Below are 23,883 nucleotides of genomic sequence, written 5' to 3'. Positions count from 1 at the left end.
TCATGAAATAAAAACGGATACATGTTATAATAAAAGTAGCTCTTTAATGGAGGTGTTTAAGTGGAGAATCTGAAAAAGATGGCAGGTATCAAGGCTGCTGAGTTTGTCAAGGATGGTATGGTAGTCGGTCTGGGAACTGGCTCTACTGCCTACTATTTCGTAGAAGAAATCGGTCGTCGGATTAAGGAAGAAGGTTTGCAGATTACTGCTGTAACGACTTCCAGTGTGACCAGTAAACAGGCTGAAGGTCTTAACATCCCGCTCAAGTCGATTGATCAAGTAGACTTTGTCGATGTGACGGTTGACGGGGCGGATGAAGTAGATAGTCAGTTTAACGGAATCAAAGGTGGTGGTGGTGCCCTTCTGATGGAGAAGGTTGTCGCAACGCCCTCAAAAGAATACATTTGGGTGGTCGATGAAAGCAAACTGGTCAAGAAACTAGGTGCTTTTAAATTGCCTGTAGAAGTGGTTCAGTATGGTGGAGAACAGGTCTTTCGTCGGTTTGAGCGAGCTGGCTACAAACCAAGTTTCCGTGAAAAAGACGGCCAACGTTTTGTGACCGATATGCAGAACTTTATCATTGACCTAGCCTTGGATGTCATTGAAGATCCAATTGCCTTCGGGCAAGAATTGGACCATGTCGTTGGTGTCGTAGAGCACGGCTTGTTCAACCAAATGGTGGACAAGGTCATCGTAGCGGGACGAGATGGGGTTCAGATTTTAACTTCAACAAAAGCAAACTAATCAACATAATAAGGAGACAAACTATGTCAAAATTTAATCGTATTCACTTGGTTGTACTGGATTCTGTGGGAATCGGTGCTGCGCCAGATGCCAATAACTTTGTCAATGCAGGAGTTCCAGACGGTGCTTCTGACACACTTGGACACATTTCCAAAACAGTGGGTTTGAATGTGCCAAATATGGCTAAAATCGGTCTAGGAAATATTCCTCGCGAAACGCCGCTGAAGACTGTACCAGCTGAAAGCAACCCAACAGGTTATGTAACGAAATTGGAAGAAGTTTCCCTTGGTAAGGATACCATGACTGGGCACTGGGAAATCATGGGACTCAATATTACCGAGCCTTTCGATACTTTTTGGAACGGATTCCCAGAAGAAATCCTGACAAAGATCGAAGAATTTTCAGGACGCAAGGTCATTCGTGAAGCCAACAAACCTTACTCAGGTACAGCTGTTATCGACGATTTTGGACCACGCCAAATGGAAACTGGGGAGTTGATTATCTATACCTCAGCTGACCCTGTTTTGCAAATTGCTGCCCACGAAGACATTATTCCTTTGGATGAACTTTATCGTATCTGTGAATACGCTCGTTCAATTACCCTTGAGCGCCCAGCCCTTTTAGGTCGTATCATTGCCCGTCCATATGTTGGTGAACCAGGTAACTTCACTCGTACGGCAAATCGTCGTGACTTAGCCGTTTCTCCATTTGCACCAACTGTTTTGGATAAATTGAACGAAGCAGGTATCGATACGTACGCTGTTGGTAAAATCAACGATATCTTTAACGGAGCTGGTATCAATCATGACATGGGACACAACAAGTCAAACAGCCACGGAATTGATACATTATTGAAGACGATGGGACTTGCTGAATTTGAAAAAGGATTCTCCTTCACAAACTTGGTGGACTTTGATGCCCTTTACGGCCACCGCCGCAATGCTCATGGTTACCGTGATTGCTTGCATGAGTTTGATGAACGCTTGCCTGAAATTATCGCAGCTATGAGAGAGAACGACCTTCTCTTGATTACTGCAGACCATGGAAATGACCCAACCTATGCAGGAACAGACCACACTCGTGAATATATTCCACTTTTAGCTTACAGCCCTGCCTTTAAAGGAAACGGTTTGATTCCAGTTGGACATTTTGCAGATATCTCAGCGACAGTTGCGGATAACTTTGGTGTTGAAACTGCCATGATTGGGGAAAGTTTCTTAGATAAATTGGTATAAGATGGCGCGATATGCTTTACTTGTTCGGGGCATTAATGTAGGTGGGAAAAATAAAGTTGTCATGGCGCAACTTCGTCAAGAACTGACAGAGTTGGGACTGGAAAAGGTTGAAACCTACATCAACAGTGGCAACATTTTCTTTACTTCGACAGCTCCCAAAGCCCAATTGGTTGAAAAGTTAGAGGCTTTCTTTGAAATCCATTATCCATTTATTCAGAGCTTTTCTTTGCTGAGTCAGGAAGATTATGAAGAAGAGCTGAATAATCTGCCAGATTGGTGGACCAAAGACCTAGCTCGAAAAGATGTCCTCTTCTACACGGAGAGCTTGGATGTGGATCAAGTCATCGAGAAAGTTGAAAGTTTGGAACTGAAAGATGAAGTGGTTCATTTTGGAAGACTTGGGATTTTTTGGGGGAAATTCTCTGAAGAATCCTACTATGCAACTGCCTATCACAAGTACTTGCTCAAGATACCTTTTTATTGCAACATCACCATTCGCAATGCAAAAACCTTTGACAAAATCGGTCAAATGCTAAAAAATAATAAGGGAGACACAGAATGACATTTTTAGATAAGATCAAGGAAACAGCTGCTTTTCTGAAAGACAAGGGAATCCAATCTCCCGAGTTTGGTCTAATCCTTGGATCAGGTCTTGGAGAATTGGCAGAAGAAATCGAGAATCCAGTTGTAGTAGACTATGCAGATATTCCAAACTGGGGCCGTTCGACAGTAGTCGGTCACGCTGGTAAATTGGTATATGGTGAACTTTCAGGGCGAAAGGTCTTGGCTCTTCAAGGTCGCTTCCATTTCTACGAAGGCAATCCTCTCGAAGTCGTGACTTTCCCAGTACGTGTGATGAAAGTTCTCGGATGTGAAGGTGTCATTGTAACCAATGCAGCTGGTGGTATTGGTTATGGACCTGGTACCTTGATGGCTATCTCAGACCATATCAACATGACGGGTCAAAATCCATTGATAGGTGAAAACTTGGATGACTTTGGTCCACGTTTCCCTGATATGTCTAAAGCCTACACACCAGAATACCGTGCTACTGCCCATGAAGTGGCTAAGAAACTTGGTATCAAGCTTGATGAAGGTGTCTATATTGGTGTAACAGGTCCGACTTATGAAACTCCAGCAGAAATCCGTGCCTATAAGACATTGGGAGCAGATGCAGTTGGTATGTCCACTGTTCCTGAAGTTATTGTAGCCGCTCACTCAGGCTTGAAAGTTCTCGGTATTTCATGTATCACTAACCATGCTGCTGGTTTCCAAGAAGAACTCAATCACGAAGAGGTTGTAGAAGTGACTGAACGTGTTAAAGGCGACTTCAAAGGCTTGCTTAAAGCGATTCTTGCAGAATTGTAATGTCATGAGAGTTCACTTTATTTTACATGAGACATTTGAGGTTCCAGGTGCATATCTAAAATGGGCTCTAGAACGAGGTCATCACATTACATCAACAAAGGTTTATGAAAAAGAACCTCTTCCTGAAACAATTGACGGGATTGATTTTCTGATTGTTATGGGTGGTCCTCAATCACCTGATGAGGATAGAGAAAACTTCCCATACTATGATCCAAAGGCTGAGCTTGCTTTTATGAAAGAAGCGATTGCTGCAGATATTTATATTGTTGGTGTCTGTCTTGGTGCGCAACTCCTATCTGTTGCCTATGGTGCGAAGTATGAACATAGTCCAGAACGCGAGATCGGAGTTTATCCTGTGACATTGACGATGCAAGGTCTAACAGATCCTCACGTCAGCTTGTTCGGAAAAAACTTAGAAACCGGCCACTGGCACGGTGATATGCCAGGGCTGACAGAGGATGCTGTTGTTCTTGCGACCAGTCAAGGTTGTCCACGCCAAATTATTCGCTTCAGTCCGAAACATTATGCCTTTCAGGCTCATTTGGAATTTGATCCCGAAGCAGTAGAACTCTTAATTACTGCGGATGGTGAGGAGCAATTAAGGGAGCAAAGTGAAAAGTTCACTTTCGTTCAAACACCAGAAGAATTACGTGAAAATCATTACTCCGAAATGAATGCAAAACTGTATGCATTTTTAGATTCATTGGTAAACTAGGAACTACAGAAATCCAGAGTATCTGAGTTATAGTCAAACTCGGGCTAACTGTTCTGCAAAATATTTAAATTTAAAATCAAGAAAGAAAGGATGGGTAAACCGTATTTGTTGAACTGAATACGGGCGGAGAACTGTGTAAAAAAGATAAACTGTCTAGCATCTGCGATGCTTCGTCAGTTTCCTATTTTTACTTTGTTCTCTGTCGCCCTTTATATCTTAACTATGTCTATCCATATTGCTGCTCAGCAGGGTGAAATTGCTGATAAAATTCTTCTTCCGGGGGATCCTCTTCGTGCTAAGTTTATTGCGGAGAATTTCCTTGAAGATGCTGTTTGTTTTAACGAAGTGCGTAACATGTTTGGCTACACTGGTACTTACAAGGGTCACCGTGTATCTGTCATGGGAACTGGTATGGGAATGCCGTCCATTTCTATATATGCGCGTGAGTTGATTGTAGACTACGGAGTGAAGAAATTGATCCGTGTGGGAACTGCGGGCTCTTTGAATGAAGATGTCCACGTCCGTGAATTGGTTTTGGCGCAAGCAGCTGCAACCAACTCAAACATCATTCGCAACGACTGGCCACAGTATGATTTCCCACAAATCGCTAGTTTTGACTTGCTAGACAAGGCCTACCATATCGCCAAAGATCTCGGTATGACCACCCACGTTGGGAACGTTTTGTCATCAGATGTCTTTTATTCAAACTACTTTGAAAAGAACATCGAACTTGGTAAATGGGGAGTTAAAGCTGTCGAAATGGAAGCAGCAGCCCTTTACTACTTGGCTGCCCAACACCACGTCGATGCACTTGCTATCATGACCATTTCTGATAGCTTGGTCAATCCAGATGAAGACACTACTGCAGAAGAACGCCAAAACACCTTCACTGATATGATGAAGGTTGGATTGGAAACATTGATTGCAGAGTAATCAGAGAATAGATTTTCAATTACATTAGTTACAAGAACTGTTGTAAGTGATTTATTTTCAATATCTAAGCAATGATAAAGAAAGAGTTGAAAATCCAACTATTGATTTTCAACTTTTTTAGAACCCAGCTTAAGGAGAGATGTGATGGATAAAATAGAACTATTACAAGATTTGATTGATAAAAGCCACAGAATAGTCTTTTTCGGAGGGGCAGGAGTGTCAACCGAGTCTAATATCCCAGATTTTCGTAGTTCAGATGGTGTTTATAGTCATCAGTTAGGCCGTCATTTTACGGCAGAGCAACTCGTTTCTCGGACCATGTTTGAGCGCTATCCAGAAGATTTTTTTGACTTTTATAAGAAATACCTGATTTATCCAGAAGCCAAGCCTAATGCTGCTCATACTTATCTAGCTGCTTTGGAAAAGACAGGCAAGCTAAAGGCTGTTGTGACACAAAATATTGATAGTCTTCATGAAATGGCAGGCTCCCAAAAGGTCTTTAAATTGCATGGGAGCGCGGACCGAAATTACTGCTTAGGTTGTCAACGTTTCTATAACTTAACTGGTTTTCTGGCCCTCGAGGGACCTGTTCCCCACTGCCTAGACTGTGGCAAGGTGGTCAAGCCTGACGTGACCTTGTATGAAGAATCACTTGACATGGATGTCTTTAGCCAAGCTGCACAAGCTATTCGGCAAGCTGACTTGCTGATTATTGGTGGGACTTCCTTAGTTGTTTATCCTGCAGCTAGCCTAGTAAACTATTTTTCTGGGACAAATCTGGTCGTTATCAATAAAACCAGTACTCCACAAGACAGCCAAGCTACATTGGTCATTGAAGGTAAGATTGGGGAAGTCTTTTCGAAATTGAGACAATAAAAGAATTTTAGAAGATAGCAACAAAACCTTGTTACTTGAAAGAGAAAACTATCTCATTTATTGACCACTATCTCGCTCTTTTAGAGTTATTAAAAACTGGCTGAGAAAATCAAAACACCTTCACCGATATGATGAAGGTTGGTTTGGAAACCTTGATTGCAGAGTAAAATGTAAAAGAAAATCCTGAATTCACTTGAAATCAGGATTTTTTCATAGATGCGATTTTTTCTGGGTCTGGTGTAACGCGGAGGGTCTTTTGTCCTGTGTAGGTTACAAAACCGGGTTTGCCACCAGTTGGTTTGTTGAGTTTTTTCACTTCAATCATATCCACTTGCACGAGATTTGACAGGCGCCCTTTGGAGAAGTAGGCAGCTAACTCTGCTGCGTCTGTCTTGACTTCGTCAGAAGGATTGAGATTTCCTGAGATGACGACATGACTTCCAGGGATGTCCTTGGCATGGAACCAAAGTTCCTCCTTGCGGGCCATTTTAAAGGTCAATTCTTCGTTTTGAAGATTGTTTCGACCGACATAGATAATGGTTTTGCCATCGCTGGCCAGATACTGCTCTGGTTTTTTGCGCTTGTGAATTTTCTCCCGTTGTCTTCTACGGATAAAGCCTGTTTGGATCAATTCTTCACGGATTTCAGCGATTTCTTCCAGTCCAGCTTGGTTGAGAACGGTCTCCACGCTTTCTAGATAGAGAATAGTTGCCTTGGTTTCTTCGATCAACTCAGTCAGATATTTTACGGCTTCTTTGAGCTTCTGGTAGCGTTTAAAGTAGCGTTGAGCATTCTGGCTGGGAGTCAAGGCCTTATCAAGCGCAATGGTGATAGGTTGATTGGTGTAGTAGTTGTCTAGGATAACCTGGTCTTGGTCATTGGGAACTTGGTGGAGGAAGGTTGTCAACAATTCCCCTTTTTGGCGAAATTCCTCAGCATTGTCTGTTGCCAGTAACTCTTTTTCTTGTTTTTTCAGCTTATGGCGATTTTTTTGAAGTTCATTTTCAACGCGGCGAATGAGTTCACTGGCTTGCTGTTTAACGCGGTCGCGCTCGGCTTTATCCTTATAATAGGTATCCAGAAGATCAGAGAGACTGGTAAAAGACTCTCCTACACTATTTTCGAAGGGAATTGGACTGAATGAGGTCTCTGTTAGGTAAGGCTTGGTTTCTTGTGCGAAAAAGTTACGGAAAGTAGACAGTTTATCACTGACAAGAATGTTTTCCAATTCATTTGCTGTATCGCGTCCCAGACCTTGAAAGAGACTTTGAAGATTTTTAGCTGTTAATTCCTGTGTTTGCAGGATTTCAAAGAGTTTCTCATCCTTGACTGTAAAAGGATTGAGAGAATCGGTACTTGGCGGAGCGATATAGGTCGATCCAGGAAGTAAGGTGCGGTAGCTATTTTGTGAAAAGCCGACGTGTTTGATGACTTCGAGGATTTTATGGCTACTTTTATCCACGAGGAGAATATTGCTGTGTTTACCCATAATCTCGATAATCAAGGTAGCCTGAATGTGGTCCCCAATTTCGTTCTTATTGGAAACGGTGATTTCCACAATACGGTCGTTTTCCACTTGCTCAATCGACTCAATCACGGCACCCTGCAAATACTTTCTCAAAACCATGATAAAAGTCGAAGGTTGGGCTGGATTTTCAAAAGTCGTTTGGGTTAGCTGGATGCGCCCAAAAACAGGATGGGCAGAGAGGAGCAGGCGATGGCTTTGGCGATTGCTGCGGATTTGCAAGACCAACTCTTGTTCAAAAGGTTGATTGATTTTCTGGATGCGACCATTGACCAACTCGCTTCGCAATTCCTCAATCATGTGGTGTAAAAAAAATCCGTCAAATGACATCGTTCTCTCCTTGTGATTGTATTCCATAGTATTATATCAAAAAGGTAGAATAAAATCATGGAAATGTGGTATAATAAAGCCAAGTAAAGAGAATCGAGAAGTACATGTATATTGAAATGGTAGATGAAACTGGTCAAGTTTCACAAGAAATCTTACAACAAACCCAAGAAATTTTGGAATTTGCAGCCCAAAAAATAGGAAAAGAAGACAAGGAGATGGCAGTCACTTTTGTGACCAACGAGCGTAGCCACGAACTCAATCTCGAGTACCGTGACACGGACCGTCCGACAGATGTCATCAGCCTTGAGTATAAACCAGAGTTGGACATTGCCTTTGACGAAGAGGATTTGTTTGAAAATCCTGAATTAGCAGAAATGATGTCTGAGTTTGATGCCTACATTGGGGAATTGTTCATCTCTATCGATAAAGCGCATGAGCAGGCTGAGGAATACGGTCACAGCTTTGAGCGTGAGATGGGCTTCTTGGCAGTACACGGCTTTTTACACATTAATGGCTATGATCACTACACTCCGGAAGAAGAAGCGGAGATGTTCGGTTTACAAGAAGAAATTTTGACAGCCTATGGACTCACAAGACAATAAACGAAAATGGAAAAATCGTGACCTGGTATCTAGTTTAGAATTTGCTTTGACCGGTATTTTTACCGCTATCAAGGACGAACGTAATATGCGCAAACATGCAGTGACGGCACTAGTAGTCGTCCTTGCAGGTTTTGTTTTTCAGGTGTCACGGATCGAATGGCTCTTTCTCCTAATGAGCATTTTCTTGGTAGTAGCATTTGAGATTATTAACTCTGCTATTGAAAATGTAGTGGATTTAGCCAGTCACTATCACTTTTCTATGTTGGCAAAGAAAGCCAAGGACATGGCAGCAGGTGCCGTGCTGGTGGTCTCTCTTTTTGCTGCAGTGACAGGTGCACTTATCTTTCTCCCACGCATTTGGGATATACTATTTTAAACACTAAGAGGAAATTATGACATTTAAATCAGGCTTTGTAGCCATTTTAGGACGTCCCAATGTTGGGAAGTCAACTTTTTTAAATCATGTTATGGGGCAAAAGATTGCCATTATGAGTGACAAGGCGCAAACAACGCGCAATAAAATCATGGGGATTTACACTACGGATAAGGAGCAAATCGTCTTTATTGACACACCAGGAATTCACAAGCCTAAAACAGCTCTTGGGGATTTCATGGTGGAATCAGCCTACAGCACCCTTCGTGAAGTGGATACTGTTCTCTTCATGGTGCCAGCTGATGAGCCACGTGGTAAGGGCGACGACATGATTATCGAGCGTCTGAAAGCTGCCAAGGTTCCTGTGATTCTGGTGGTGAATAAGATTGACAAGGTTCATCCAGACCAGCTTTTGTCTCAGATTGATGACTTCCGCAACCAGATGGACTTTAAGGAAATTGTTCCTATCTCAGCCCTTCAGGGAAATAACGTATCTCGTCTGGTGGATATTTTGAGTGAAAATCTGGAGGAAGGTTTCCAGTATTTCCCAGCTGATCAAATCACAGACCACCCTGAGCGTTTCTTGGTTTCAGAAATGATCCGTGAGAAGGTTCTTCATTTAACGCGCGAAGAGATTCCTCACTCAGTTGCAGTGGTAGTTGACTCCATGAAGCGTGATGAAGAGACAGACAAGGTTCACATCCGTGCAACCATCATGGTGGAGCGTGATAGTCAAAAAGGTATCATCATCGGAAAAGGTGGCGCCATGCTCAAGAAAATTGGGACCATGGCTCGTCGTGATATCGAACTCATGCTAGGGGACAAGGTTTTCCTAGAAACTTGGGTCAAGGTCAAGAAAAACTGGCGCGATAAAAAGCTAGATTTGGCTGATTTTGGCTATAATGAAAAAGAATACTAAGTAGAGGTGGGCTCATGCCTGCTTCTTGTTTTTACAGAAGGAGGAACTATGCCTGAATTACCTGAGGTTGAAACCGTTCGTCGTGGCTTAGAAAAATTGATTTTGGGAAAGAAAATTTCGAGTATAGAGGTTCGTTATCCTAAGATGATTAAGACAGATTTGGACGAGTTTAAAAAGGAAGTGCCTGGCCAAGTAATTGAGTCCATGGGACGCCGTGGGAAATATTTGCTTTTTTACCTGACAGACAAAGTCTTGATTTTTCATTTGCGGATGGAGGGCAAGTATTTTTACTATCCAGACCAGGTACCTGAACGCAAGCATGCCCATGTTTTCATTGAGTTCGAAGATGGAGGCACGCTTGTTTATGAAGATGTACGCAAGTTTGGTACTATGGAACTATTGGCGCCTGACCTTTTGGATGCCTACTTTATTTCTAAGAAACTAGGCCCTGAGCCAAGAGAGCAGGACTTTGATTTGCAGGTCTTTCAAGCTGCCCTAGCCAAGTCTAAAAAGCCTATCAAATCCCATCTCCTAGACCAGACCTTGGTAGCTGGTCTTGGCAATATCTATGTGGATGAGGTCCTCTGGCGAGCTCAGGTCCATCCAGCTAGACCTTCCCAGACTTTGACGGCAGAAGAAGCGTCGGCCATCCATGACCAGACCATTGCTGTTTTGGGACAGGCAGTTGAAAAGGGTGGTTCCACTATTCGAACCTATACCAATGCCTTTGGGGAAGATGGAACCATGCAGGACTTCCATCAGGTCTATGATAAGACTGGACAAGCATGTTCACGCTGCGGGACAGTGATTGAGAAATTCCAGCTCGGTGGACGAGGAACTCATTTTTGTCCTCAGTGTCAAAGGAGGGACTGATGGGAAAAATCATTGGAATTACAGGAGGAATTGCCTCTGGTAAGTCAACTGTGACAAATTTCCTAAGAGAGAAAGGCTTTCAAGTGGTGGATGCTGACGCAGTCGTTCACCAACTACAAAAATCTGGTGGTCGTCTTTATCAACTCTTAGTTCACCACTTTGGGCAGGAAATTATCTTAGAAAATGGAGAACTCAATCGCCCTCTACTAGCTAGTCTCATCTTCTCAAATCCTGAGGAGCGGGAATGGTCTAAGCAAACCCAAGGGGAAATTATTCGTGAGGAATTGGCTGCATTGCGAGACCAGTTGACTCAGACAGAAGCGATTTTTTTCATGGATATTCCCCTACTTTTTGAACAGGACTACAGTGCCTGGTTTGATGAAACATGGCTGGTCTATGTGAACCGTGATGTTCAGGTGGAACGTTTCATGAAACGAGATCATCTTTCTAAGGAAGTAGCAGAGTCCCGTTTGGCCGCCCAATGGTCTTTAGAGAAAAAGAAAGATTTTGCCAGTCATGTTCTAGACAACAATGGCAGTCGTGATCAGCTTGTGGCTCAAGTAGTGAAGTTACTTGAAGGAGGCGATAGCTGTGCAAGAGATTAGTTGGAAAGAGAATCTTCGTGTCGCCTGGTTCGGTAGTTTTCTAACGGGAGCCAGTATTTCCTTGGTTGTCCCTTTCATGCCTATCTTTGTAGAGCAGTTGGGAATTGAAGGGGACCAAGTTGCTTTCTATGCTGGATTAGCTATCTCAGTTTCGGCTGTTTCAGCAGCTCTAGTTTCTCCTATCTGGGGTATTCTTGCTGACAAATATGGTCGAAAACCCATGATGATTCGAGCAGGTCTTGCCATGACCATTACCATGGGAGGTTTGGCCTTCGTGCCAAATATCTATTGGCTACTCTTTCTGCGCTTGCTCAATGGTGTATTTACTGGTTTTGTCCCCAATGCAACGGCCTTGATTGCTAGTCAGGTACCGAAAGATAAGTCGGGAGCGGCTCTGGGGACTCTATCTACAGGTGTTGTTGCAGGAACACTGACGGGCCCCTTTGTTGGAGGCTTTATTGCTGAAATTTTTGGCATTCGCAATGTCTTTTTATTGGTAGGCGCTTTCTTATTTTTAGCTGCAATCCTAACTATTTTCTTTATCAAGGAAGATTTTCAGCCAGTGGCTAAGGAGAAGGCTATCCCAACGAAAGAATTATTTTCTTCTTTCAAGTATCCTAGACTCTTAGTAAACCTATTTTTGACGAGTTTTGTCATTCAATTTTCAGCTCAATCAATTGGCCCCATTCTAGCTCTCTATGTGCGGGACTTAGGGCAGACTGAGAATCTCCTCTTTGTATCAGGATTAATCGTATCCAGCATGGGATTTTCTAGCATGATGAGTGCTGGAATTCTAGGAAAACTTGGCGATAAGGTAGGGAATCATAGATTGTTGGTCGCGGCGCAGATTTATTCCGTCATCATTTACCTTCTTTGTGCCCATGCAACCAGCCCCCTTCAACTTGGCTTGTATCGTTTTCTCTTTGGTTTGGGAACGGGAGCTCTCATACCGGGAGTCAATGCCCTTCTCAGCAAAATGACTCCCAAATCAGGTATTTCAAGGATCTTCGCCTTCAACCAAGTCTTTTTTTACCTTGGTGGAGTGATCGGACCTATGGCGGGATCCGTAGTTGCAGGATATTTGGGCTACCATGCTGTCTTTTATGCGACAGCAGCCTGTGTAGCTTTTAGTTGTTTATGTAACTTAGTGCAATTTAGATCGTTATTAAAAGTAAAGGAAATCTAGTGCGAGTAAAAATCAATCTCAAGTGCTCCTCTTGTGGCAGCATGAATTATCTAACCAGTAAGAACTCCAAAACTCATCCTGACAAGATTGAGGTTTTAAAGTATTGTCCCAAGGAAAGAAAAGTAACCCTACATCTTGAATCTAAGTAGATTTTATGGTAAAATAATAGGGATTTTAAGGAGTTTGATATGTATAACCTATTGTTAACCATTTTATTAGTATTATCTGTTGTGATTGTGATTGCGATTTTCATGCAACCAACTAAGAACCAATCCAGCAATGTATTTGATGCCAGCTCAGGTGATTTGTTTGAACGTAGTAAAGCGCGTGGTTTTGAAGCTGTGATGCAACGTTTGACAGGTATTTTAGTCTTTTTCTGGCTAGCCATTGCCTTAGCATTGACGGTATTATCAAGTAGATAAGAAATGGGCGAGACTAGGTCTTAGCCTCTTTTTATTTTTATACTCTTCAAAAATCAAATTCAAACCATGTCAGCGTCGGCTTGTCGTACTCCAGTACTGCCTGCGCCTAGCTTTCTAGTTTGCTCTTTGATTTTTATTGAGTATTAAATGATGTTTGAGAAGGTCTTACAGTAAAAGAAAATTAAAAAATCTAGAAAGAAAACATGAAAGATAAAATTAAAGAATATTTGCAAGAGAAGGGGCGAGTGACGGTAAATGACCTTGCTCAGGCTCTCGGAAAGGATGGATCCAAGGATTTCCGTGAGTTGATTAAAACCCTGTCTCTGATGGAAAGAAAGCACCAGATTCGTTTTGAAGATGATGGTAGCTTATGTCTGGACCAAAAGAAGAAACATGAAATCACCCTCAAAGGGATTTTTCATGCCCATAAAAACGGCTTTGGCTTTGTCAGTCTAGAAGACGAAGAGGACGACCTTTTTGTAGGAAAAAACGATGTCAACTATGCCATAGATGGTGATACCGTTGAGGTCGTGATTAAGAAAGTCGCTGACCGCAACAAGGGAACAGCAGTAGAAGCCAAGATTATTGATATCCTAGAGCATAGTCTGACAACAGTTGTCGGACAAATCGTTCTGGATCAGGAAAAGCCCAAGTATGCGGGCTACATTCGTTCAAAAAATCAGAAAATCAGCCAACCGATTTATGTGAAGAAACCGGCTATCAAGTTGGAAGGTACAGAGGTTCTCAAGGTTTTTATCGACAAATACCCAAGTAAGAAACATGATTTCTTTGTCGCTAGTGTGCTGGACGTGGTGGGACACTCGACTGATGCTGGGATTGACGTTCTTGAAGTCTTGGAATCCATGGATATTGTTTCAGAATTTCCAGAAGCTGTTCTCAAGGAAGCAGAAAGTGTGCCAGAAGCTCCGTCTCAAAAGGATATGGAAGGTCGTCTGGACCTGAGAGATGAAATCACCTTTACCATTGACGGTGCGGATGCCAAGGACTTGGACGATGCGGTCCACATCAAGCCTTTAAAGAATGGCAATATCGAACTCGGAGTTCACATTGCAGATGTTTCCTACTATGTGACCGAGGGTTCTGCCCTTGACAAGGAAGCCCTTAACCGCGCGACTTCTGTCTACGTGACAGACCGTGTGGTGCCAATGCTTCCAGAGCGTTTGTCAAACGGCATTTGCTCGCTCAATCCTCAAGTAGATCGCTTGACCCAGTCTGCCATTATGGAAATTGATAAACATGGTCGTGTGGTTAATTACACTATTACCCAAACAGTTATCAAGACTAGCTTCCGTATGACCTATAGCGCTGTCAATGACATCCTAGCTGGCGATGAGGAAAAGAGGCAAGAGTTTAAGAAGATTGTTCCTAGTATCGAACTCATGGCCAAGCTTCATGAAAGGCTAGAAAGCATGCGTGAGAAACGTGGTGCCCTTAATTTTGATACCAGTGAAGCTAAGATCTTGGTGGATAAAAAAGGTAAGCCTGTGGATATCGTTCTTCGTCAGCGTGGTGTTGCTGAGCGGATGATCGAGTCCTTCATGTTGATTGCTAATGAAACAGTTGCCGAGCACTTTAGCAAGCTGGACCTACCTTTCATTTATCGAATCCACGAGGAGCCCAAGGCTGAAAAAGTTCAGAAGTTTATTGATTACGCTTCGAGCTTTGGTTTGCGGATTTATGGGACTGCCAGTGAGATTAGCCAGGAGGCGCTTCAAGACATCATGCGTGCTGTTGAGGGAGAACCCTATGCGGATGTATTGTCCATGATGCTTCTCCGATCCATGCAACAAGCTCGCTATTCAGAGCACAATCACGGTCACTATGGTCTTGCTGCTGATTATTACACTCACTTTACCAGCCCTATTCGCCGTTATCCAGACCTCCTTGTCCATCGAATGATTCGGGATTACGGCCGTTCTAAGGAAATAGCAGAGCATTTTGAGCAAGTGATTCCAGAGATTGCAACCCAGTCTTCCAATCGTGAGCGTCGTGCCATCGAGGCCGAGCGTGAAGTCGAAGCCATGAAAAAGGCTGAGTACATGGAAGAATACGTTGGTGAAGAGTACGATGCAGTTGTATCCAGCATCGTCAAGTTTGGTCTCTTTGTTGAATTGCCAAATACAGTCGAAGGCTTGATTCACATTACCAATTTGCCTGAATTTTATCATTTCAACGAGCGTGACTTGACACTCCGTGGAGAGAAATCAGGAACAACCTTCCGTGTAGGTCAGCAGATTCGCATTCGAGTTGAAAGAGCCGATAAGATGACAGGTGAGATTGATTTCTCTTATATTCCAAGTGAGTTTGATGTCATCGAAAAGGGCTTGAAACAAGCTGGTCGCAAAGACAGAGGTCGTGGTTCAAATCGTCGTTCAGACAAGAAGGAAGACAAGAGAAAATCAGGGCGTTCAAATGATAAGCACAAGCATTCACAAAAAGATAAAAAGAAAAAAGGCAAGAAACCTTTTTACAAGGAAGTAGCTAAGAAAGGAGCCAAGCATGGCAAAGGGCGAGGGAAAGGTCGTCGCACAAAATAAAAAGGCGCACCACGACTATACAATCGTAGATACGCTAGAGGCAGGGATGGTCCTGACTGGAACTGAAATCAAGAGCGTTCGAGCTGCTCGAATCAATCTCAAGGACGGCTTTGCCCAAGTAAAAAATGGGGAAGTCTGGCTGAGCAATGTTCATATCGCCCCTTACGAAGAGGGCAATATCTGGAACCAAGAACCAGAACGTCGTCGAAAACTTCTGCTCCATAAGAAGCAAATTCAAAAATTGGAACAAGAGACCAAAGGGACAGGAATGACCCTTGTTCCCCTCAAAGTCTATATTAAAGATGGCTATGCCAAGCTTCTTTTAGGACTTGCCAAAGGGAAACATGACTACGATAAACGGGAGTCGATCAAGCGTCGTGAACAAAACCGCGACATCGCGCGTGTGATGAAAGCTGTCAACCAGCGTTAAGAAGAGGAAGTAAAATGGAAAAATTAATTGCCTATAAACGGATGCCCTTGTGGAATAAACAGACCATGCCTGAAGCTGTTCAGCAAAAGCACAATACTAAAGTCGGGACTTGGGGCAAGATTACAGTTGTAAAAGGAGCACTCAAGTTTATTGAGTTGACTGAAGATGGTGAGGTTCTAGCTGAGCACCTCTTTGAGGCAGGAGCTGACAACCCTATGGCACAACCGCAAGCCTGGCACCGAGTGGAGGCCGCAACAGACGATGTAGAATGGTACTTGGAATTTTATTGTAAACCTGAGGATTATTTCCCTAAGAAATACAATACAAATCCAGTCCATTCAGAGGTTCTAGAAGCCATGCAAACGGTAAAACCTGGAAGAGCCTTGGATTTGGGTTGTGGTCAAGGCCGTAACTCTCTCTTCTTAGCACAACAAGGTTTTGATGTGACAGCTGTGGATCAAAATGAACTATCTCTGGAAATTTTAAAAAGCATCGTAGAGCAAGAGGATCTAGATTTGCCTGTTGGACTTTATGATATCAATTCAGCCAGCATCAGCCAAGTCTATGATTTCATCGTATCGACAGTTGTTCTCATGTTTCTTCAAGCAGATCGTATTCCAGCTATCATCCAGAATATGCAGGAGCAAACTAGTGTTGGAGGCTACAACCTTATCGTCTGTGCCATGGACACAGAGGATTATCCTTGCTCGGTTAACTTCCCATTCACCTTTAAAGAAGGGGAGTTGGCGGCCTACTACAAAGATTGGGAATTGGTTAAGTACAATGAAAATCCAGGACATCTGCACCGTCGTGATGAAAATGGCAATCGCATTCAACTACGCTTTGCGACCATGTTAGCCAAAAAAGTCAAGTAAATCAAACTTAACCCAGCGAATAGAAATCACTTTGCAAGGTTTCTATTCGTTTTTGTTTGCGTTGGTTGATTGGGACGAGCAGGTTTTATGCTATACTAGAAGTAGGAAATCTGAGCAGTAGAGGTCTATTACTGTCTCTCTGCTTAATCAGTTGTAGATGATGGAGGTGATCAAATGACGAGTCTTTTGGTGGAGCTGTATGATCGGCATGTATTGGAAAAGAATGTCTACCAAGCCTTTATCAGTGATTGTGACGAGATTCTTTTTCTATCTTTGACGAAAATAAGCAATGATGAGAAAGTCTCCCTCCGTCAGTTTATCATGGATGAGGTGCCTCATATCCAACGAGTGACCTTTCGTCAGCTCTCCTTAGAACAACTAGTGGACCAGTTAGATTATTGCCTAGCAGGTTACGACCAAGTCCTTCTCGATGTTTTTGGTGGGGATTCGCTACTGGCCTTATCTCTCTATCAATACGGCTTGGATCGCTATCTTCCCATCGTTGCCATGGATGTCGAGCGAGGAAAACAATACAAGTGGATAGCCGGCCAGTTAGAAAAAGAAGACTTGGACATTCCAACCCTAAGCATCCAACAGTTGATAGCCTTGCGTGGTGGAAAAATGCTCAAATCCAAACGCCCTATCCACTCAGCTCAGCAAATTGCAGCCATCAAAAAGCTAGCCAGCTCAGCTATTGCCAATCCTGCCCACTGGTACCAAGTGACCCAATTTTTCTCTCTAGCTAAGACCAATGACCTCCATGCTGAGACCGAAAAAATACTGGATAACAACGGCAAGTATTATCACTATCCAGAATCCCTGATCCCCTTACTAGTAGAAGCGGGGATGCTTCGTATTGAAGGCGAAGATAAGAAACGAGTAGCTTACAGTTTTCCAAGTCAAGAAGCTCAAGTCTTTTGCCGCAACAAGGGGCATATTTTAGAGGTATATCTCTATCTCTTGGCGCTTGAATCTCAGCTGTTTGATGAGTGCATGATAGGCGGTGAGATTGATTGGAATGGCATCTTTCCAGAGGCAGACAATGTTCAAAATGAGATTGATGTCATTCTGAGAAAGGGACGCTCGATTACCTTTATCTCCTGCAAAATGACAGATTTATCAGTTGAAGCCATCAATGAGCTAGAAGTCTATGCTAATCATTTTGCTGGGGAAAGTTGCCTTAAGTTAATTGTCTGTACGGGGAAAATCAATCCTGTTTATGCCAATCGCTGTCAGGAATACGGCGTGCTGGTCATTAGAAGTGAGCAGATTCCTAATCTCATTCCCATGCTAAAAAAATATTCTAAGAGATTTAAAAGGTAAAAGAGCAATGTGAAAGGCTGGAATTCCAGTCTTTTTTAGTTCTTTTTCGAATAAATGAGAAAAGGAGGTAGACCATGTTTGTAGCCAGAGATGCCAAGGGAAATTTGGTGAATGCCCTTGAAAAAGACGTAACTAAGCAACCCTACACTTGTCCAGCCTGTGGTGGCGGACTACGATTACGTCAGGGACAGAGTATTCGAACGCACTTCGCTCATGAATCTTTAAGAGATTGTATGGCTATTTTTGAGAATGAAAGTTCAGAACACTTGAGCAACAAAGAGGCCCTCTATCACTGGGCCAAGAAGGACAATCAGGTTGCCGTAGAATATAGTCTGCCCGCGATTCAGCAGATAGCGGATGTTCTCGTAAATGAGAAACTAGCTCTAGAGGTCCAGTGCAGTCCCTTGTCTCATAAGCTTTTAGGCGACAGAAGTCAAGGCTACCGTAGTCAGGGCTACCAAGTTATCTGGCTATTGGGAGAAAAACTCTGGTTAAAAGAGCGACTTACGCAACTGCAAAGGGGGTTTCTCTATTTTAGTCAAAATATGGGTTTCTATGCTTGGGAACTAGATTTCAAAAAGCAAGTTTTGAGACTGAAATATCTTTTACATCAGGACCTACGTGGAAAGCTTCATTTTCAGGTCAAGGAATTTCCCTATGGACAAGGAAAACTCTTGGAAATTCTACGATTTCCTTATCAGAAACAAAAACTGTCTTGTTTTGCAGTTGTGCAAGATACCACTATCTGTCACTACATTCGCCAACAGTTGTACTACCAAACGCCTTACTGGATGAAAAAACAGGAGAAGGCTTACCAACGAGGAGACAATCTATTAAACCGTCAACTGGACGACTGGTATCCCCAAGTCAGACCAATAGAATCGGGTGATTTTTTGCAGATTGAAACGGATTTGACTAGCTATTATAGAAATTTTCAGGCTTACTATCAAAAAAATCCGAAAAATAATCGCCAAAAGCTCTATCCACCAGCCTTTTATCACTTATATTTCTCAAAAAATGTGGTAAAATAGAAAGGATGGAGGAATCTTATGGTATTACAACGACATGAAATAAATGAAAAAGATACATGGGATCTTTCAACAATCTACCCAACAGACCAGGCTTGGGAAGAAGCCTTGAAAGATTTAACTGAAAAAGTACAAACAGCATCTCAGTATGAGGGACATCTTTTGGACAGCGCAGACAGTTTGCTTGAGATCACAGAATTCTCACTCGACTTGGAACGCCAAGTTGAAAAGCTTTATGTCTATGCGCATATGAAAAATGACCAGGACACGCGTGAGGCCAAGTATCAAGAGTACTATGCTAAGGCAATGACCCTATACAGTCAGTTAGAACAAGCCTTTTCATTCTATGAACCTGAGTTTATGGAGATTAGCGAAGAGCAGTATGCGGCCTTCCTAGAAGCTCAACCAAAACTCCAAGTTTACAAGCACTTTTTTGACAAGCTCTTGCAAAAGAAAGACCATGTTCTTTCGCAACGTGAGGAAGAATTGCTTGCTGGAGCAGGAGAAATCTTTGGCGCTGCTAGTGAAACTTTCGCTATTTTGGATAATGCGGATATTAGCTTCCCATACGTTCTTGATGACGAAGGCAATGAAGTACAACTCTCACACGGTACTTACATCCGTTTGATGGAGTCTAAAAACCGTGAAGTGCGTCGTGGTGCCTATGAAGCCCTTTATGCGACATACGAGCAATTCCAACACACTTATGCTAAGACTTTGCAGACAAATGTTAAAGTGCAAAACTACCGCGCAAAAGTTCGCAACTATAAGAGTGCTCGCCATGCAGCCCTCGCAGCAAACTTTGTTCCAGAAAGTGTCTATGACAATCTAGTAGCAGCAGTTCGCAAACATTTGCCACTCTTGCATCGATACCTTAACCTGCGTTCTAAAATCTTGGAGATTTCAGATCTCAAGATGTATGATGTTTACACACCACTATCTTCAGTAGAATTCAGCTTTACCTACGAAGAAGCCTTGAAAAAGGCAGAAGAAGCCTTGGCAGTCTTAGGTGACGACTACTTGAGCCGTGTCAAACGTGCCTTTAGCGAGCGTTGGATTGATGTCTATGAAAACCAAGGCAAGCGTTCTGGTGCCTACTCTGGTGGTTCTTATGATACTAATGCCTTCATGCTTCTCAACTGGCAGGACAATCTAGACAATCTCTTTACCCTTGTCCATGAAACAGGTCACAGTATGCACTCTAGCTATACTCGTGAAACTCAGCCTTATGTTTACGGGGATTACTCTATCTTCTTGGCTGAGATTGCCTCAACGACCAATGAAAATATCTTGACTGAGAAATTGTTGGAAGAAGTAGAAGACGATGCGACACGCTTTGCTATTCTCAATAACTTCCTAGATGGTTTCCGTGGAACAGTCTTCCGTCAAACTCAATTCGCTGAGTTTGAACATGCTATCCATCAAGCAGATCAAAATGGAGAAGTCTTGACAAGTGATTTCCTTAATAAGCTCTACGCTGACTTGAACCAAGATTACTATGGACTCAGCAAGGAAGACAATACTCAAATCCAATATGAGTGGGCGCGCATTCCACACTTCTACTATAACTACTATGTTTATCAGTATTCAACAGGTTTTGCAGCTGCTTCAGCCTTGGCTGAGAAGATTGTCCATGGTAGTCAAGAAGATCGTGACCGCTATATCGACTATCTCAAAGCAGGTAAGTCAGACTATCCACTCAATGTTATGAGAAAAGCGGGAGTGGATATGGAAAAAGAAGACTATCTTAACGACGCCTTTGCAGTCTTTGAACGTCGCTTGAACGAGTTTGAAGCTCTTGTTGAAAAATTGGGACTAGCTTAAGATGGTAGAGTCTTATAGTAAAAATGCCAATCACAATATGCGTCGTCCCGTCGTCAAGGAAGAAATCGTTGAACTCATGCGCCAGCGTCAAAAGCAGGTGACTGGTTCTTTGAAAGAATTGGAAGCCTTCGCTCGCAAGGAAAATATCCCAATCATTCCTCATGAAACAGTTGCTTACTTTCGATTTCTCATGGAAAGTCTGCAGCCTAAGAATATTTTGGAAATTGGGACAGCTATCGGTTTTTCAGCTCTTTTGATGGCGGAGCATGCGCCAGATGCTAAGATTACAACCATTGACCGCAATCCTGAGATGATAGGCTTTGCCAAGGAAAACTTTGCCCAGTTTGACAGTCGTAAGCAAATCACCCTCTTAGAGGGAGATGCCGTAGATGTTTTGTCTAGCCTGACAGAAACTTATGACTTTGTCTTTATGGATTCGGCTAAGTCCAAGTACATCGTCTTTCTACCTGAAATCCTCAAACGACTTGAAGTTGGTGGAGTGGTTGTCTTGGATGATATTTTTCAAGGAGGAGATGTTGCCAAGGACATCATGGAAGTCCGCCGTGGTCAACGAACCATTTATCGTGGTTTGCAAAGACTTTTCGACGCAACTTTGGACAATCCAGGTCTAACAGCAACTCTAGTTCCTCTTGGTGATGGCATTCTCATGCTACGAAAAAATGTAGCAGATGTACAGCTACCTGATGAAAAATGATTTTCAGAAAAATTTAAGAAATTATAGTAAAATAGATAAAGTAACACTTACCGTAAAAGGAGTAAACATGAAGAAAAAACTTATGGCAGGAGCCATCACACTTTTATCAGTAGCAACACTTGCAGCTTGTTCAAACAGTTCTGAAGGAAAAGATTTGATCAGCATGAAGGGTGATGTGATTACAGAACATCAATTCTTTGAAGAAGTAAAGAATAATCCAACTGCGCAACAAGTCTTGCTAAATATGACCATCCAAAAAGTATTCGAACAACAATATGGATCAGAGGTAACTGATAAAGATGTGGATGACGCCGTTGCTGAGGAACAAAAGAAATACGGCGATAGCTACAATAGCGTACTTCAACGGGCAGGTATGACACCTGAGACTCGTAAAGCTCAAATCCGTACTAGCAAATTGGTTGAATTGGCGGTTAAGAAGGCCGCTGAGAGCGAATTGACAGATGAGGCTTACCAAAAGGCTTTTGAGTCCTATACACCAGATGTGACAGCTCAAATCATCCGTATGGATAATGAAGACAAGGCAAAAGAAGTGCTTGAGAAAGCCAAAGCAGAAGGTGCAGATTTTGCTCAGTTGGCAAAAGACAACTCTAACGATGATAAGACAAAAGAAAATGGTGGAGAAATCACTTTTGACTCTGCTTCAACAGAACTTCCAGAACAAGTCAAAAAAGCAGCCTTTGCCTTGGATGTGAACGGTGTTTCTGATGTGATTACGGCTACTGGAACACAAGCCTACAGCAATCAATTCTACATCATCAAAGTAACGAAGAAAACAGAAAAATCTTCTAATATAGAGGATTACAAAGAAAAATTGAAGACCATCATTTTGACTCAAAAACAAAATGATTCAGCCTTTGTTCAAGGAGTAATTGGTAAAGAATTACAAGCTGCTAATATCAAAGTCAAAGACCAAGCCTTCCAAAACATCTTCACCCAATACATCGGTGGTGGTGACTCAAGCTCAAGCAGTAGCTCTTCATCTAACTAAGCAATGAAAATACAAATCTCATTTGAGGTTTGTATTTTTTATGCTTGAAGACAAAAAATAAGTAAAATTCGAAGGATTAAAGGATAATAGTTTTTTTCTTTCTGAAAAAGTGGTATAATAACAATCAAAACTAGAAAATAAAACGGAATTAGGGACAACCACCTCTGTTCCTATTAGAGTGGTGAAATATGAAAATTAGTAAAAGGCACCTACTAAACTATTCCATTTTGATTCCTTATTTTCTTCTGTCGATTTTGGGATTGATTGTAGTTTACTCGACAACGAGTGCAACCCTAATTGAAGAAGGAAAAAGCGCTTTTCAATTGGTACGTAACCAGGGGATTTTCTGGGTAGCTAGTTTGGTTTTGATTGCCTTAATCTATAAATTAAAATTAGGTTTCCTGAGAAATGGACGTCTCATTTTTATTGTGATGATTGTGGAGATAGTTCTTTTAGCCCTAGCGCGTCTGGTCGGAACACCTGTCAATGGAGCATACGGATGGATTTCTGTAGGACCTGTAACGATTCAGCCAGCTGAATACCTTAAGATTATCATCATATGGTACTTGGCACATCGTTTTTCAAAACAGCAAGATGAGATTGCGGTTTATGATTTCCAGGTTTTGACAAAGAATCAGTGGCTGCCTCGAGCTTTTAATGACTGGCGTTTTGTTCTGCTGGTTCTGATTGGTAGCTTGGGGATTTTCCCCGACTTGGGAAATGCGACCATCTTGGTTTTGGTGGCGCTCATTATGTACACCGTTAGTGGAATCGCCTATCGTTGGTTCTCGACCATTCTAGCTCTCTTGGCAGGGAGTTCAATTTTATTCTTATCTGTCATTCGTCTTGTTGGAGTTGAAAAATTTTCTCAGATACCGGTATTTGGTTATGTTGCTAAACGTTTTAGTGCCTTCTTTAATCCCTTTAATGACTTGGCGGGTGCAGGACACCAGCTTGCAAATTCCTACTATGCCATGGTTAATGGAGGCTGGTTCGGACTAGGATTGGGAAATTCTATCGAGAAGCGTGGTTATCTGCCAGAAGCCCATACGGATTTTGTCTTTTCGATTGTCATCGAAGAGTTTGGATTCGTAGGAGCCAGTATGATTTTGGCTTTACTCTTCTTCTTAATTTTACGAATCATCTTGGTTGGTATTCGAGCAAAGGATCCCTTTAACTCCATGGTTGCTATTGGTGTCGGAGGGATGATCCTTGTTCAGGTCTTTGTCAATATCGGTGGGATTTCAGGGTTGATTCCTTCTACAGGGGTAACCTTCCCCTTCCTTTCACAAGGTGGGAACAGTCTATTGGTATTATCCGTAGCCATCGCGCTTGTACTGAACATTGATGCAAGCGAAAAGCGTGCCAAACTTATCAGAGAATACGAGAATCAAACCGATGAAAATCTGTAAGGA

The 23,883-nt window shown here is 42.5% G+C and carries 25 protein-coding genes; 24 read left to right on the top strand and 1 reads right to left on the bottom strand.

Annotated features, from left to right (window positions below):
- The first annotated feature begins 60 nt into the window (after positions 1-60).
- The 7 genes from rpiA to MK405_RS03460 all read left to right on the top strand — a co-directional run bounded on the left by rpiA (position 61) and on the right by MK405_RS03460 (position 5,871).
- Positions 61-744 carry a ribose-5-phosphate isomerase RpiA gene (gene rpiA / locus MK405_RS03490; protein WP_268704332.1) on the top strand — a complete coding sequence of 228 codons (684 nt, stop codon included), beginning with the start codon at positions 61-63 and terminating at the stop codon, positions 742-744.
- A gap of 23 nt (positions 745-767) precedes the next feature.
- Positions 768-1,979 carry a phosphopentomutase gene (locus MK405_RS03485; RefSeq protein WP_268704331.1) on the top strand — a complete coding sequence of 404 codons (1,212 nt, stop codon included), beginning with the start codon at positions 768-770 and terminating at the stop codon, positions 1,977-1,979.
- A 1-nt stretch (position 1,980) separates the two neighbouring features.
- Positions 1,981-2,541 (top strand): DUF1697 domain-containing protein, encoded by a 561-nt coding sequence (locus tag MK405_RS03480; RefSeq protein WP_268704330.1) that lies wholly within the window; start codon positions 1,981-1,983, stop codon positions 2,539-2,541.
- Complete coding sequence (locus MK405_RS03475) at positions 2,538-3,347, top strand: purine-nucleoside phosphorylase (RefSeq protein ID WP_268704329.1); 810 nt, start codon at positions 2,538-2,540, stop codon at positions 3,345-3,347. Before MK405_RS03480 ends, MK405_RS03475 begins: the two co-directional genes overlap by 4 nt.
- A 4-nt stretch (positions 3,348-3,351) precedes the next feature.
- Complete coding sequence (locus tag MK405_RS03470) at positions 3,352-4,062, top strand: type 1 glutamine amidotransferase (RefSeq protein WP_084944470.1); 711 nt, start codon at positions 3,352-3,354, stop codon at positions 4,060-4,062.
- Positions 4,063-4,284: 222 nt separating this feature from the next.
- Entirely contained in the window at positions 4,285-4,995 is a 711-nt protein-coding gene (gene deoD / locus MK405_RS03465) for a purine-nucleoside phosphorylase (RefSeq protein ID WP_025171735.1), read from the top strand.
- 144 nt (positions 4,996-5,139) lie between these two features.
- Entirely contained in the window at positions 5,140-5,871 is a 732-nt protein-coding gene (locus MK405_RS03460) for an NAD-dependent protein deacylase (RefSeq protein WP_084875403.1), read from the top strand.
- A 199-nt stretch (positions 5,872-6,070) separates the two neighbouring features.
- On the opposite strand, the gene pavA is transcribed toward MK405_RS03460, so the two are convergent.
- Entirely contained in the window at positions 6,071-7,726 is a 1,656-nt protein-coding gene (gene pavA, locus MK405_RS03455; RefSeq protein WP_268704328.1) for an Rqc2 family fibronectin-binding protein PavA, read from the bottom strand.
- Positions 7,727-7,830: 104 nt separating this feature from the next.
- Here pavA and ybeY point away from each other — a divergent pair, with 104 nt between their 5' ends.
- The 17 genes from ybeY to ftsW all read left to right on the top strand — a co-directional run bounded on the left by ybeY (position 7,831) and on the right by ftsW (position 23,880).
- On the top strand, positions 7,831-8,328 hold the full coding sequence (gene ybeY, locus MK405_RS03450; protein ID WP_268704327.1) for an rRNA maturation RNase YbeY: 498 nt from the start codon (positions 7,831-7,833) through the stop codon (positions 8,326-8,328).
- A complete protein-coding gene (locus MK405_RS03445; RefSeq protein ID WP_009730050.1) occupies positions 8,309-8,704 on the top strand; it encodes a diacylglycerol kinase family protein in 396 nt (131 codons plus the stop codon). Before ybeY ends, MK405_RS03445 begins: the two co-directional genes overlap by 20 nt.
- A gap of 16 nt (positions 8,705-8,720) precedes the next feature.
- Positions 8,721-9,620 carry a GTPase Era gene (gene era / locus MK405_RS03440; protein WP_268704326.1) on the top strand — a complete coding sequence of 300 codons (900 nt, stop codon included), beginning with the start codon at positions 8,721-8,723 and terminating at the stop codon, positions 9,618-9,620.
- A 48-nt stretch (positions 9,621-9,668) separates the two neighbouring features.
- A complete protein-coding gene (mutM, locus tag MK405_RS03435; protein WP_268704325.1) occupies positions 9,669-10,493 on the top strand; it encodes a DNA-formamidopyrimidine glycosylase in 825 nt (274 codons plus the stop codon).
- On the top strand, positions 10,493-11,098 hold the full coding sequence (gene coaE, locus MK405_RS03430; RefSeq protein WP_268704324.1) for a dephospho-CoA kinase: 606 nt from the start codon (positions 10,493-10,495) through the stop codon (positions 11,096-11,098). The genes mutM and coaE overlap by 1 nt, the downstream gene beginning before the upstream one ends.
- Complete coding sequence (locus MK405_RS03425; protein ID WP_248023488.1) at positions 11,085-12,284, top strand: multidrug efflux MFS transporter PmrA; 1,200 nt, start codon at positions 11,085-11,087, stop codon at positions 12,282-12,284. The genes coaE and MK405_RS03425 overlap by 14 nt, the downstream gene beginning before the upstream one ends.
- Positions 12,284-12,433, top strand: a complete 150-nt coding sequence (rpmG, locus tag MK405_RS03420) for a 50S ribosomal protein L33 (RefSeq protein ID WP_007519517.1) — start codon at positions 12,284-12,286, stop codon at positions 12,431-12,433. Before MK405_RS03425 ends, rpmG begins: the two co-directional genes overlap by 1 nt.
- Positions 12,434-12,472: 39 nt before the next feature.
- Positions 12,473-12,706, top strand: coding sequence for a preprotein translocase subunit SecG (gene secG / locus MK405_RS03415; RefSeq protein WP_000282517.1), 234 nt, complete (start codon positions 12,473-12,475; stop codon positions 12,704-12,706).
- A gap of 203 nt (positions 12,707-12,909) precedes the next feature.
- A complete protein-coding gene (gene rnr, locus MK405_RS03410; protein WP_268704323.1) occupies positions 12,910-15,264 on the top strand; it encodes a ribonuclease R in 2,355 nt (784 codons plus the stop codon).
- Positions 15,227-15,694, top strand: a complete 468-nt coding sequence (gene smpB / locus MK405_RS03405) for an SsrA-binding protein SmpB (RefSeq protein ID WP_001051742.1) — start codon at positions 15,227-15,229, stop codon at positions 15,692-15,694. Before rnr ends, smpB begins: the two co-directional genes overlap by 38 nt.
- 14 nt (positions 15,695-15,708) lie before the next feature.
- Positions 15,709-16,569, top strand: a complete 861-nt coding sequence (gene tehB, locus MK405_RS03400) for an SAM-dependent methyltransferase TehB (protein ID WP_268704322.1) — start codon at positions 15,709-15,711, stop codon at positions 16,567-16,569.
- Between the two features lie 174 nt (positions 16,570-16,743).
- Entirely contained in the window at positions 16,744-17,892 is a 1,149-nt protein-coding gene (locus MK405_RS03395) for a PDDEXK family nuclease (protein WP_268704321.1), read from the top strand.
- Positions 17,893-17,966: 74 nt separating this feature from the next.
- Positions 17,967-18,923, top strand: coding sequence for a competence protein CoiA (locus tag MK405_RS03390; protein ID WP_268704320.1), 957 nt, complete (start codon positions 17,967-17,969; stop codon positions 18,921-18,923).
- An 18-nt stretch (positions 18,924-18,941) separates the two neighbouring features.
- Entirely contained in the window at positions 18,942-20,744 is a 1,803-nt protein-coding gene (gene pepF / locus MK405_RS03385; protein ID WP_268704319.1) for an oligoendopeptidase F, read from the top strand.
- Between the two features lies 1 nt (position 20,745).
- Positions 20,746-21,459, top strand: coding sequence for an O-methyltransferase (locus MK405_RS03380; RefSeq protein WP_007521652.1), 714 nt, complete (start codon positions 20,746-20,748; stop codon positions 21,457-21,459).
- A 67-nt stretch (positions 21,460-21,526) separates the two neighbouring features.
- Positions 21,527-22,468, top strand: a complete 942-nt coding sequence (prsA, locus tag MK405_RS03375) for a peptidylprolyl isomerase PrsA (RefSeq protein ID WP_268704318.1) — start codon at positions 21,527-21,529, stop codon at positions 22,466-22,468.
- A 188-nt stretch (positions 22,469-22,656) separates the two neighbouring features.
- Positions 22,657-23,880 carry a cell division peptidoglycan polymerase FtsW gene (ftsW, locus tag MK405_RS03370; RefSeq protein ID WP_268704317.1) on the top strand — a complete coding sequence of 408 codons (1,224 nt, stop codon included), beginning with the start codon at positions 22,657-22,659 and terminating at the stop codon, positions 23,878-23,880.
- Positions 23,881-23,883 lie beyond the last annotated feature (3 nt).

The sequence above is a fragment of the Streptococcus oralis genome, from assembly GCF_026782345.1.
GTDB lineage: Bacteria > Bacillota > Bacilli > Lactobacillales > Streptococcaceae > Streptococcus > Streptococcus oralis_CK.
The sequence above is the reverse complement of the archived record's forward strand: the minus strand, read 5'-3'. Positions and strand labels throughout refer to the sequence as shown.